Genomic DNA, 12,534 nt, shown 5'->3' with positions numbered 1-12,534 from the left:
GCAGCTGAGGTTGCCACCCGGCTCCACACCGAGGATTCCGGTGAATTGGGTGTACTTGTCGATTCGGCTCTGCACCTGGGCGGGGTTTCCGCCGTTGCACTCGATACTGCCGTTGATGCTGCGGATGGTCTCACCGAAACCGGCGCCGTTCACCATCGCGTTGTGGGGGGTCATGGTGCCGGGACCGCTCTGGGTGTTCCAGTACCAGAGGCCGGTCTTCCACGCGACGGCGGAATCGTTCTGCACGAGGTCGGGATTGTTGAGCAGATCAATGCCCAATGCGTCGCCCGCCGCCTTGTAGTTGAAGTTCCAGCTGAGCTGGATCGGTCCGCGGCCGTAATACTTGTCGGTGCCGGCCGGGCAGCCGTAAGGCTGTGAGGCGTCGCAGTAGTGCGGGTAGTTGGCGGTGTTCTGCTCGACCACATGGACAAGTCCACCGGTCTCGTGACTGACGTTCGCCAGGAATGCCGCGGCTTCCTGCTTGCGTACGGTGTCACTGCCCGTTCCCGTGAATCCCGGGTAGGCGCTCAGCGCGGCGTTCAGCCCGCCGTAGGTGTAGAAGGGATTCTTGTTCGGGAACATCTGGTTGAACTGCGACTCGCTGACGATGAAGTCGGCGGCGCCCTTCTCCGCGGCGGACGAGAGAGGGGCGAGCGACGTCAGGGAGAGAGCGGCGGCCGACGCGGTCGCGGCGAACAGGCCGATAAGGCGCTTGCGCAAGGGATTCACTCCTTGGAAGGGCCTCGGGAACACGCCGCGGCCCTGATGTGTGGGGGGTTGGTCGAGCGGCACCGGTGAGCCCCTTCTCATGGATCTCGCAGATCAGGGGCTCACCGGCGCGGGGGTCGGGCACCGTCCGGCACAGGGAGGAGCACCGGGGGAACCTCGGCGGTCAGCGCTTCTTCGGCGGAGGGATCGTGGTTACCGGCCCCGCGGAAGAATTCGTCAGCCGATGTTCACGTCGATGCACGTGTAGAACGCGTTCACCGTGTCCGCGATGTTCCAGACCGCGAGAACCTTCTGCTTGCCGGTGATGCCGCCGAAGTTCACGTTGTGGGTGACCGTCGCGCCGGGCTGTGCGCCGCCGTCGTTGAATTCCGCGACCTTCTGGCCGCCGACGAAGTACTGCCATGTACTGGTGGCGTGTCGCGCGGTGATCTTCCAGTTGAAGTTCTGGCTGGATCCGATCGGCGTCACCGCCCAGCCCTTGTTGTCGTCGTCCAGCTCGCCGAAGCGGGAATTCCCGCCGCTGCAACTGGTCAGGCCCTTGGGGCCTTCGACGCTCTGGGGCTCGTACTTGATGTCACCGCAGCTGACGGTTCCGGCGGCACACTGGGCCTGCCTGCTCGGCGGGTCCGAGATATAGCCGTGGGCGCTCGCGGAACCCGCGGGAAGGCTTATCGCGACGATCGGCGCGATCACCGCACCGAGGGCGACGGCCATCTTCCTCTTCGAATGCATGCGTACTCCTTCACATCAGGTCTTCCCGTGCCGTACGAGTCCGTGGGGGGACATGAGTACGGTGCGGGCGGGCCTCTCAGGTGTGGGGCCAAGAGGCGCGAAGGGCGGTGGCGGGCGGCCTTTTCCGAAAGCACTGATTGGCGCGTGCATTCGGCAAAGGTCTTTACCACTTGGCCTAGACCATACAGGCCGCCGCGTTCACGTCAAGAGTCCTGTGTGAACGATCAGTTGGACCTTGGTGGGGCACGGTCCCGGCCGGTCGGGCGGGTGAAGGGGCGACTCTCGCGGGCGGGCACACGACGTGTTGGTCACAGTGCGTCATCGCGCGCAGGCGTTGCTGTGACAGACCCGCATCTGCCCCGGTTGCGCCATCCGGGACGGACGGTGACGGTTCCCGCACGCCGACGGTGCCCACAGGTGTGTTTCCGCGCATGCTGGACAGCGTGGAGAAGAGTGTGGGGAGAGCGGAAGGAGGACGGCCATGAGCGACGCGACCGGCGCCACGGAAGCCAAGGGCACGGACACCACGGGCAGGGAAGGGAACGCGGCGTACGGCAAGAAGCCCTTCAAGCGTTCCAGGAGCCACTTCGCCGACCGCATCACCGCCGACGGCCGGGACGGCTGGCCGGTGGAGGCGGGCCGCTACCGGCTGGTGGTGAGCCGCGCGTGCCCCTGGGCGAGCCGCGCGCTTGTCTCACGGCGGCTGCTAGGCCTGGAGGGCGCGCTCTCGCTGGCCATCGCCGACCCGATCCAGGACGAGCGCAGTTGGCGCTTCACCCTCGACCCCGACGACCGGGACCCGGTACTGGGCATCCGCTTCCTCAGCGAGGCGTACGACGCGCGTGAGACGGAGTACCCCGGTGGTGTCAGCGTGCCGGCGATCGTGGACGTACCGAGCGGGAAGCTCGTCACCAACGACTACCAGCGGATCACGCTCGACTTCGCCACCGAGTGGACGGCTCTGCACCGCCCCGGCGCGCCCGACCTGTATCCGGAGCCGCTGCGGGACGAGATCGACGAGGTGATGGAGGGCATCTACCTCGACGTCAACAACGGTGTGTACCGGGCCGGTTTCGCCGCGAAGCAGAGTGACTACGAGCGCGCGTACCGCGATGTCTTCCGCCGGCTCGACCTGGTGTCGGAGCGGCTGGCCGGTCAGCGGTATCTGGTGGGGGACACCATCACCGACGCCGACATCAGGCTGTTCACGACACTGGTGCGCTTCGACGCCGTCTACCACGGGCACTTCAAGTGCAATCGCAACAAACTGACCGAGGACCCGGTGCTCCAGGCGTACGTCAAGGACCTCTATCAGACGCCGGGCTTCGGTGACACGGTCGACTTCGACCACATCAAGCGGCACTACTACAAGGTGCACCTCGGCGTGAATCCCACCGGCATCGTCCCGCTGGGACCTGATCTCTCCGGCTGGCTGACACCGCACCACCGCGAGGAGCTCGGTGGCCGCCCCTTCGGCGACGGCACCCCGCCCGGTCCGGTGCCGGCGGACGAAGAAGTCCCGGAGGCCGGACGGCCCTGAGGGTTACGCCGCGGGCCCCGGCGCGCTCGCGAGGAGGCGCGCCGGAGCCGGGACGTACCGCTCGGGAACGCCGGGCGGGAACAGCCGGTGCCGGATCGGATCAGGCGTCTTCCTGGGCCGCGACGATCGCGGTCAGTGCCTCGGCGACATAGGACTCGGTGGCCGGCTTGTCGATGCCGAGCCCGCTGAGCACCCCCTTGCCGTCCTCCTGTTCGAGCAGGGCGAGCAGGATGTGCTCGGTCCCGATGTAGTTGTGCCCCAGGCGCAGGGCCTCGCGGAAGGTGAGTTCCAGGGCCTTCTTCCCGGCCGCGTCGTACGGAATGAGGTCGGGCACCTCCGCGACGGCCGGGGGCAGGACGGCCTCGACCGTCTCGCGCAGGGCTTCCGCGGTCACGCCCTGCGCGAAGATGGCCAGCGCGCCGATTCCCTTGGGCTCGCTCAGCAGGCCGAGTGCGAGGTGCTCCGGCCGGATCTGGTCGTTGCCGGCGGCGCGGGACTCCTCCTGGGAGGCCATCACCACCTTCCTGGCCCGGTCGGTGAAGCGGCTGAACCCCTGGCTCGCGTCGAGATCGGTCCCCTCGTCCTGGGCCTTCGCGACGAACCGCTTCTGGGCTGCCTGCCGGGTGACCCCCATGCTGCGGCCGATGTCCGTCCAGGAGGCGCCGGAACGTCGTGCCTGATCCACGAAGTGACCGATCAGGTGATCTGCCACGTCGCCGAGATGATCCGCGGCGATGACCGCGTCGGAGAGCTGGTCGAGAGCGTCGGTGTGAACCTTCTTGATGGCGTCGATCAGATCGTCGAGCCGGATGGGATGCGTCATGCGTCAACCGTAAGTTGACAGTGGTCGAGTGTCAACTCGCTGTTGACATGTGAGGGGCAGGGGTGGGCCGCGAGTGCCTCGTTGGTGCTACGAGCCGTCCGGATCGCCGGCGAGCGCGCGTGCGGCCGCCACCTCGTCCGCGTCCCAGCCCCAGTGCCCGGCACTGGGTTCCTGCGCCTGCTCGTCGATCCACCGGTTGTGCGCCTCCCAGGCCGCCTGCTTGCTGGTGCCCAGGGCCGCGCCGATCTGCGACCAGGAGGCGCCTGCCCGGCGGGCGGACCGTACGGAGAGGTGCCGCTGATGATCGGATCGGGCAGCCGTACACACCTCGCTCGTGTCGGAGCGGTGCAGCTTGAACCACGCCTCCTGGACCGCGTCGTCCGCCTCGCTCAGCGAACCGGGCATCCGACAGGCCACCGCCCGCAGATGGGTGCGGTGCGCCTCGAAGCGCCGCGCCGGGAATTCGTTGTCGTCCATCGCCGTACCTCTCGACCCGACCCGTCAGTGGGTTCTCTCTCCGTGTTGACGTGTGGGAGCCGGCGGATGTGACGAGCGGCTGCCCGCGATCCTGGGTCTAGCCTTCCACCGAGACCGTGGGTTTCGTGAGGCGTGGCGAGCGCACGAGACGCCTGACTCCGGCCATGCCCAGAGCGAGAGCCATCAGCGCCGCGCTCACCCATACCGGTGAGCGGAAGCCGAGGCCCGCGTCGATGGTGAGCCCGCCGAGCCAGGGACCGGCCGCCGCGCCGATGTTGAAGGCCGCCGTCGCGAAGGAACCGGCCAGGGTCGGTGCGCCGGGGGCCAGTTGGAACACCTGGGAGATCATCGCCGAGCCGGTGCCGAACGCGAGCATCCCCTGGACGAGGACCAGCGCGACCACCGCCACCGGGCTCGCCGCGCCCAGCGCCAGCGCGGCCCAGCCGAGCGCGAGAGACACCATGCCGGCCAGGACGAACGTGCCCCGCCGCGCGTCGCCGACACGGCCGGAAACAGTGACGCCGACGAGCGACCCCACACCGAACAGCGCCAGCAGGGCGGGCACCCATCCGTCGCCGAGCCCGGTGACACGGGTGGCCAGCGGTTCGAGGTAGGAGAAGGCGCCGAACGTCGCGCCCTGGACGAGCGCCATCGTCAGCAGCGTGAGCAGCACGCCCCGGCCGGTGAGGGAGCGCAACTCCGCCCGTACGGTGGGGGTTTCGGTGCCCCCGACCGGAGAACTCGTGGTCGTCGGGGGCCGGTCGTCCGGCACGGACGTCATGATCGCGACGAGCGCCGGCAGCGACACGAGAGCCACCGCCCGGAACGCCGCCCGCCACCCCAGGTGCTCACCCAGCAGCGCCCCGGCGGGCACGCCCACCACACAGGCGACGGTGACACCGCCGACCACGACCGACGTCGCGCGCGCCCGCGCCGCCGGCTCGACCATCGCGATCGCGGCGACCAGGGCGACCGCCCAGAATCCCGCGTTGGCCAGCGCCCCGACGATCCGGGTCGCGAGCAGCACCTCGTAACTCGGCGTGACGGCACCGACGACATGTGCGGCCACGAAGGCGGTCAGGAAGATCAGCAGTGCGCGGCGGCGCGGCCACTTACGGCTGAAGAGCGCCATCAACGGCGCGCCGATCACCATCCCCACGGCGAACGCCGAGGTCAGAAGCCCGGCGGCGGGGATGGACACCTGCAGATCCTCGGCGATGCCCGAGACGAGCCCGGACAGCATGAACTCGGAGGTGCCCTGGGCGAAGACGGCGAGCCCGAGCACGTAGACAGCGAATGGCATGAAGAAACCTCATGGGAGACAGATGAATTGACGAGGTGTCAGATGATCTGGGGGAGGTGGGCCGCGCCCGTACGACGGCATGACGGTGCGTCACGGCGCGGGGCGACGCGGCGGAGATCCGCCGACCGTCGGGCACGCTCGGTGAGTTCACCGAAGGGCGGCCAGGACGGACCGGACGGGATCAGAAGACGCTGAATCGCGGAACTCGGCGAGTGCCGGCGTTCAGAGACGGCCCACACGACGGTGGACCGGCGGCAACAGCCGTACCGAGCGCTCACCCACGACTCACACGGTCGTACGGCGTCGACTCGACGGCGGATCAGCCACCGGGCGACCGGTGGCTAGAGTCTGTCGGCCTCGGGGCTGGTCATGATCGGCAAACTACCAGCCGCGCCCCCGCGCTCTCCACCCGAATAACGATGTGCGGCGTACGGCGGCGGGCCACTACCGTCAGCGGCATGGAAGAGCGGCCGGCCGGTATCGAGGACTCCGAGGTACGACACGCGCTGGGCGCGTGGGGGATCGACCCCGTCACCTGGGAGTACGCACCTGTCGGATACGGGGACTACCACTGGACAGCCACCGACACGCGCGGGCGCGAGTGGTTCGTGACCGTGGCCGATCTGACGTGGAAGAGCTGGTACGGGGAGGGGACCGAGGCAGCCTTCCACGGTCTGCGGGACGCCATGGACACCGCCGTCGCCCTGCGGGACTCCGAACCGCACGGCCTGGACTTCGTCGTGGCGCCCGCGCGGACCGCCGACGAGACGGTACGAAGGCTGGGGACCGGGCACGCGGTCAGCGTGTTCCCCCTCGTCCCCGGCACGCCCGGCCACTTCGGCGACACCCTCACCCCGCACGACCGTGGCCTGATGATGGACCTGCTCGCCACGCTCCACCGGACGCCCCCACCGGCCCCGGCCCGCGTGCTGCCGCCCGACTTCGCGACCCGCCCTCAACTGGAGGTCGCTCTTCGGGAGACGGGCAGCCCCTGGGACGGCTTCGGACCGTACGCCGAGCCCGCCCGGCGACTGCTCGCTGACCACGCCACCGCCCTGCGCCGCCGGCTCGACGAATTCGACCGGCTCGCCGGGGAGTTGAGGGACCGCGGCGCCCGGCCCGTCATCACGCACGGCGAGCCGCACCCCGGAAATGTGCTGCGGGCGGGGGAGCGGCGACTGCTGCTCGACTGGGACACGGTGGGCCTCGCGGTACCCGAGCGGGACCTCTGGCTGGTGGCGGAGGGGCCGGACGATCTCCTGCGGTACGAGGAGGCGGGCGGCCGGACGCCGGATCCATCGGCACTGGCGCTCTACCGCCTCCGCTGGGCCCTCAACGACACGGCCGAATTCCTCGGCCTGCTCCGTGGCCCGCACGGCCGGACCCCGGACATCGAACAGGCGTGGCAGGCACTGACCGGCACGGTGGAGGGCCTCGCGACAGGGGCGTAGCCGCGGTGGCGGGCCGTGCTGTCACGCCCCGCCACGGTGGTCCGTTCCGGTGAGTGCGGCGGCGTGCGGACGTACCGGTCCCGTCCGGGCGGCTATAACCACCTCATGCTCTATCACTTCGCGGTGCTGGAAAACTGGCTGGCCGACCCGGATCTGCCCTACGCGCCGCCGTCACTGGCACGCGACGGCTCCGTCCACTGCTCCCCGACCGAGGAGGCGGTGCTCCTGGCGGTCGCGCGCTTCAACCAGGACACGGCAGGAGTCGTCCTGGCCATCGACGAGACAAGGGTCGACGTCCCGGTCGACCGGGTGGCACCGCCCGCCCAGTCACCACTCGCCCAGCGCCCCGGATTCCGGATGGCCCGGCTGAGGGGACCCCTCAACCGGGACGCCGTGGTCCAGGTCATGGACGTCGTCCCCGGTCGGGAAGGCGAGCGCTGGGCCCTGGTCGCGCGGGACGGTTCCGCCACGCGCTGACGGCGGCCGACGTCGGGGCCCGTTCCCGGCGCCCGCCGAAACTTCCTGGTGGGGCGGTCGACGCGGAACCTAGGATCGATCCCGATGATGCCAGTGGACGAAGCCTTCGACGACGCGCTCCGGCGGGCCGACGTGCGTCGACTGTCCGTTCTCGTGGACGCGGCCCTCTGCCCGCCCGACGTCTTCGAGCGGCTCCTCGGGCACCGGAACGCGGCCGTACGGTCGCTGGGGCTGGCGCTCCTCGGAGAGCGGGCCGCCAGCGGTGAGCCAGCCGAACTCGGCGCTCTGCTGCCCACGGCACTGTCGGCCGCCGGGCTCTGGGCGGCGGAGGACGCGCTGGTCCTGGCGGAGTTGTACGCACGGCTCGGGCCGTACGCGCCGAAGCCCTACGCCATCGCGGGCCGGGTCCCGGAGTGGCGCACCGCCGGGCTCCCCGTACGCGTGCGGATCGCCTGGCTGCGCGCCGAGATCGCCAACGACCCCACCACTGTCCGCAGAGAGCCCGCGGGCGAGCTGCTCTACCAGGCCGTACGCAAGACGGGCACAGCGGGAGCCCTCCGGCCGCGTCAACTGCTCGCGGAACTGCTGGACAGCGGCGATCCGGTGCTCATGGGCGAGTCGCTGAGGCTGGCCCGGGAAGGTCTGCACACGGGAGCCGTGTCGGCCGCGCTCGTACGGGCCCATCTGTCACGCCTGCTCGACGTGGCCGCGGCGCCCGGGACCGTCGTCGGCGCGCTGACCGAACTCGCCGAGCCCTGGGCGGTGTTGGAGCCCCTGCCGCCCGGTCGCGTCTCCGCCGTGTCCGCCCTGCTGACCGCCGCCGAAGCGACCGTACGACCCGAGGTGGCCGAAGCCGCGCTCACCACACTCGCCCGGTACGGCCACGGCGGCGTACTGCGGCAGGCCGTCGACGACCCCGACCTGCCGCCCGGGCTGCGGCGCCGCGCCCTGGAACTGCTCGGCCCACTCGCGACACGCGACGACGTCGGTGAGCTCACGGCCGTCGCCAGGCGCGACCCCCTGCTCTTCGGCGGGGCCGCCGTCGCCTGTCTGCGCGGGCTCCACCGGCGCGGACACTTCGTGACCGGCCCCGACGTCCGCGCCGTGCTCGCACTCGCGCTGGCCGACCACGCCATCGCACCGCGCGATGTCGCCACCATCCTGTTCACCTGCCGGCATGACATGTTCCGGCTGCTGACCGGCGCCCCCGCGGACGATCCGCACTGGCCGCGCCGCCTCGCCCTGCTGGTCGCGCTGGCCGGACAGGGCACGGGTGAGTCCGGTGAAGTGCCGGTGGGCGACGCCATCACCCGTGCGCTGAAGGTCACTTCGGCCCCTCGGCCGTTCCTCGACGCGCTGCGCGCGCTGCGGCACACATCCGCCGAAGACGCGGTGCTGACGCGGCTTGGGACCGAACCCGCAGCCGCTCTCGACGCCCTGGAGGCGATCGGGGGACGGCGGACCGTCGCCGCGCTGCGCGAAGGACTCGGCCTCACGGCGGCGGACGGCGAGGGTGTCATCGCACCCCACCTGCGCGCCGTACGCCATCGGGCACTTGAGCTGCTCTGGCAGCTCACCGAGGACGCGGCGGAGCGCCGAGACCTCCTCCTACGTCTCGACCCCGCCGACCTGCCCGCGCGGATCGCCGCCGATCTCGGCGGTCCCGACGAGGCCGAACTCGCGCTCCTGGCCGCCCGCGTGGACCGGGCCGATCCGGTGAGGGCGCTGTGCGGGCTCGCCGCCCACGGCGGCGCGAGCACGATCCCCGTCATCGCCGATCTGCTCCTGGACGTGGTGGCCGAACTCGTCCTGGGGGAGCGGGTGTTGGCCGAGCGAGGCACCACCCTGCCGAAGCCGGACGGACCGGGCGGCGGGGAGAGCGTTGTGCCGGGTGAAGTCCTCGAAGCCGTACGGGAGTTGGGCCGACGGCTCCATGCCCGCCGCAGGATCCGGCCGGTCTGTCTGCTCGACGCCACCGACGCGGACGCGGCAGGCGACGCGCTCGCCGCGACCATCGTCCTCGACCTGCTCGACCGCCCCGGGCCGACCGACGACGAGCGGGTGATCCTCCTCGAACTGCTGACCAGGATCCCGTATCCGCACACCCGGCCCCGGGTGCACCGGCTCCTGCGCCATCGAAGCCCCCACGTGCGCAAACACGTGATCGCGCTGCTCGCCCAGGACACCGACGGCGACGACGCCCAAGCGCTCTCGGCGAGCCTGATCACCCTGACGACGGCCGACGACATCCAGACCGTACGCCAGGCGCTGCTCGCCCTCGGCCACGCACGCGCCCGCTGGGCGTCCGGCGCGATCGCCGCCTGCCTCGACCACCCGAACATGAACGTCAAGAAGACCGCGGCGGGAGCGCTGGCCCGGGCGGGCACCGCGGCCGCGGTGCCTCAGCTCCTCAACTGGCTTGCCCGGCACGACAATCCAGGCTTCAGAACCGCACTCGTCGAGGCGCTGCGGTCCATCCTCGGTGCCGCCCACGAGGCGACACTGCGTGCCGCTCTGGACCGTGCGCAGGAGCCGCGCGCCCGCCGGCTGCTGGGCGAGTGCGACCGGGGCGGGGCGGCGCTCTCCGACATCGACGCACTGGCGACCGGAGGCTGGCGGCCCGCCCTCGCGTTGCGGATCGCCGGACGAACGGAACTGCCTCCGCGTCACTCGCTGTACGGGCTGCGGCCGACCTGCGCGGACTGGCTCGCGCTCGCCGGCTCGCTGCCGGACGCCATGTCCGACACGCGCGTGCGACTGGTCAGGGTGGCGGTCCGAATCCGCGCGAACCGGCTCTCCGACGCCGAACGGAGAACCTACGCGCGGTACGTGGGGCTCCTGCTCATGTGCCTTACGGACGAGGCGACTTCCGCTGACGACGGGCTGGATCTCGTCTCCGTACTCGAAGAGCTTGCCCCCACCCTGCCCACGGTGGAGAAGCGGGCGGTCGTCGCCACCGTACGCGCGCTGCCCGGCACGGCGCCCGCGCCGACGCTGCGCCTGCTGCGCGTCTGCGGCGCTGTACTGGTGCGCGCCGACCTGGACCAGGCGCTCGCGGCGGCGGCCAGCGCGCGGGCCGAGGGAGCCGTACTGCGCGAGGCGTTCGGTCTCCCGGACGTACCCCCCTCCACGCCCGGCTCCCGTGCGCGGCTCCACGCGTTGGCGGACTCGTATCCGACGGCCGCTCCCGCGGCCCGGTCCGCCCTGCTCGACCGGATGCAAGCACTCCAGCCACTGGACGCGCCGCCCTGGACCCTCGCGGAGACCGACGTCGACGCTTCGACCACCGGGAGACCGAACCGGACGGTGCGCCCGGACGATCTGGACCAGCCACGTTCGGCGGCCCTGCGCGCGCGCCTGCTCGACATGCTCGGCGCGTCCGACCCCGGCCGGCGTCGCACCGCGGCTCTCGTGCTGCTCAAGTGGCCCGATCCCGAGGTCCGTTCGGCGGTTCTGCGTACGTACCTCCGCGGTGACGTCGACATCGACATACCGGCCGACGCCCTACCGGTGGGAGCGCTCGCCGCCCTGCTGGAGGAGACGGAACCGGTCGGCGGAGAGATCCGGTACGAGCGGCTGGCCCGGCTCGCCGTACGCCTCGACCCGTCCGCGCTGGAACCGCTCGTACCCCTGCTGCTGGAGCGGTGGCGTCAGGCCCCGGAACTGGTTCGCCCCGTCCTGGCCGCCGTCCCGGCGGATACCCTCGCCGTGATCCTCGGCGACCGCGTCCTGGCGGGCGCGTGGGGGTTCCTGGACCTGCTCGCCGGTCGTACGCTGCTCCGCACCCCCGAGCTGACAGAGATCCGCCGCCGTCTGCGCGCCGAGGGCCGGGACCGTGTCGCCGACAGCCTCGTCCTGGTCGAAGGACCGCTGCTCGACCCGGCCGCCGACCGTCACCACACGAACGCACAGGCGCGGTTGACGGAGCCCGCGGGAGTCACCGAGGGGCCTTCCCGCGAGGAGCTGCTGCACGTGGCCCGTACCGGCGGCCCCGACCAGATACGCCGGGCGCTCACCCGTCTGGCTGAGGAAAACTCCGGCCCGGCAACCCCCGACGACCCCGAACTGCGCGCTCTGATAGGCGAGTTGCTGCACCACCCCCGGCCTCGCGTCCGCCTGCACGCCCACCGGACCTCCCGAGCGCTGCTCGACCGCGCGACCTTCCTGGACCACACGTCGACGCTGCTGGACGATCCACAGCCGGACGTGGTGCGCTCGGCGGTCCGCACCCTCACCCATGCCGGCTGGGAGCCCGCCGTCCCCGCGATCGTGGCCCTGCTCGACCATCCCCACCCGGCCGTACGCGGTGCGGCGGCCGACGGTCTCCAGCACCTGGGCCGGCGGGTGATCCCCGCGCTCCGGCACACGGCGGACCACGCACGGCCCGACAGGCGGTGCGTCTACACGTCCGTGCTCGACCGGATCACGGCAATCGAAGAGGAGAGAACGACATGATCGTCTGGGTGAACGGCTCTTTCGGCGCGGGCAAGACGACCCTGGTCGCGGAGCTGCACAGCCGTTGGCCCGACGCGCTGGTGTACGACCCGGAGCAGGTAGGCCTCCTCCTGCGGGAGATCGTGGACGACCCCACCGGGGACTTCCAGGATCTGCCCCTGTGGCGGAGCCAGTTGGTCTCGCTGGCGCTGGGGCTGCTCAAGGAGTACGAGCGGCCGGTCCTGGTGCCGATGACGCTCGTGCACCCGCTCTACATGAGCGAGGTCTTCGGCGCGCTCGCCGCCGCCGAGGTCACCATGCACCACTTCTTCCTCAAGGTCCCGACAGACGTGCTGGAGCGTCGCCTCAGGGCCCGGGCGGTCCCACCGCACGACCCGGAGGCCGAGGCCGCCGGTCTCGCCTGGGTCATGGAGAGGGTGGTGCGCTGTGTGGCGGCGGCGGACACCATGCCCGCCGGGACCGTCTTCCTGGACGGCGAGCGGCCGACGGCGGAGCTGGCGGACGACGTGCTGAAGCAGGTCGGCGTCGCCGTCTGAGACGCCGGTGT

General features: G+C 71.2%; 9 protein-coding genes and 1 pseudogene. 5 read left to right on the top strand and 5 right to left on the bottom strand.

Annotated elements, in window-relative coordinates; all coding sequences use genetic code 11:
- Positions 1 to 720 (bottom strand): chitinase (locus tag IEY79_RS29735; protein ID WP_189110722.1); only part of this gene is annotated, 720 nt, incomplete at its 3' end.
- A 225-nt stretch (positions 721 to 945) separates the two neighbouring features.
- The gene (locus IEY79_RS29730) at positions 946 to 1,461 is read right to left on the bottom strand and encodes a lytic polysaccharide monooxygenase auxiliary activity family 9 protein (RefSeq protein WP_189110721.1); all 516 of its coding nucleotides are present in this window, start codon (positions 1,459 to 1,461) and stop codon (positions 946 to 948) included.
- A 481-nt stretch (positions 1,462 to 1,942) separates the two neighbouring features.
- On the opposite strand from IEY79_RS29730, the gene IEY79_RS29725 reads away from it, so the two are divergent.
- On the top strand, positions 1,943 to 3,001 hold the full coding sequence (locus tag IEY79_RS29725) for a glutathione S-transferase family protein (protein ID WP_189110720.1): 1,059 nt from the start codon (positions 1,943 to 1,945) through the stop codon (positions 2,999 to 3,001).
- Between the two features lie 100 nt (positions 3,002 to 3,101).
- On the opposite strand, the gene IEY79_RS29720 is transcribed toward IEY79_RS29725, so the two are convergent.
- The 3 genes and pseudogenes from IEY79_RS29720 to IEY79_RS29710 all read right to left on the bottom strand — a co-directional run bounded on the left by IEY79_RS29720 (position 3,102) and on the right by IEY79_RS29710 (position 5,604).
- The gene (locus tag IEY79_RS29720; protein WP_189110719.1) at positions 3,102 to 3,824 is read right to left on the bottom strand and encodes a Clp protease N-terminal domain-containing protein; all 723 of its coding nucleotides are present in this window, start codon (positions 3,822 to 3,824) and stop codon (positions 3,102 to 3,104) included.
- Positions 3,825 to 4,148: 324 nt separating this feature from the next.
- Positions 4,149 to 4,301 (bottom strand): annotated as a pseudogene (locus IEY79_RS37590) (sigma factor); the annotation flags it as partial.
- A gap of 97 nt (positions 4,302 to 4,398) precedes the next feature.
- Positions 4,399 to 5,604 carry a Cmx/CmrA family chloramphenicol efflux MFS transporter gene (locus IEY79_RS29710; protein WP_189110717.1) on the bottom strand — a complete coding sequence of 402 codons (1,206 nt, stop codon included), beginning with the start codon at positions 5,602 to 5,604 and terminating at the stop codon, positions 4,399 to 4,401.
- A 458-nt stretch (positions 5,605 to 6,062) separates the two neighbouring features.
- Between IEY79_RS29710 and IEY79_RS29705 the strand changes: the two genes are divergently transcribed.
- The 4 genes from IEY79_RS29705 to IEY79_RS29690 all read left to right on the top strand — a co-directional run bounded on the left by IEY79_RS29705 (position 6,063) and on the right by IEY79_RS29690 (position 12,523).
- The gene (locus tag IEY79_RS29705; protein ID WP_189110716.1) at positions 6,063 to 7,055 is read left to right on the top strand and encodes a phosphotransferase; all 993 of its coding nucleotides are present in this window, start codon (positions 6,063 to 6,065) and stop codon (positions 7,053 to 7,055) included.
- Between the two features lie 105 nt (positions 7,056 to 7,160).
- Positions 7,161 to 7,532: a DUF952 domain-containing protein gene (locus tag IEY79_RS29700; RefSeq protein WP_189110715.1), complete on the top strand. Its 372-nt coding sequence runs from the start codon at positions 7,161 to 7,163 to the stop codon at positions 7,530 to 7,532.
- A gap of 84 nt (positions 7,533 to 7,616) precedes the next feature.
- A complete protein-coding gene (locus IEY79_RS29695; protein ID WP_189110714.1) occupies positions 7,617 to 11,987 on the top strand; it encodes a HEAT repeat domain-containing protein in 4,371 nt (1,456 codons plus the stop codon).
- Positions 11,984 to 12,523 carry an AAA family ATPase gene (locus IEY79_RS29690; protein WP_189110713.1) on the top strand — a complete coding sequence of 180 codons (540 nt, stop codon included), beginning with the start codon at positions 11,984 to 11,986 and terminating at the stop codon, positions 12,521 to 12,523. The genes IEY79_RS29695 and IEY79_RS29690 overlap by 4 nt, the downstream gene beginning before the upstream one ends.
- Positions 12,524 to 12,534: the final 11 nt, after the last annotated feature.

This window comes from Streptomyces camponoticapitis (assembly GCF_014646115.1).
GTDB lineage: Bacteria > Actinomycetota > Actinomycetes > Streptomycetales > Streptomycetaceae > Streptomyces > Streptomyces camponoticapitis.
Note: the sequence above shows the minus strand (reverse complement) of the source record. Positions and strands in the feature narration are given on the sequence as shown.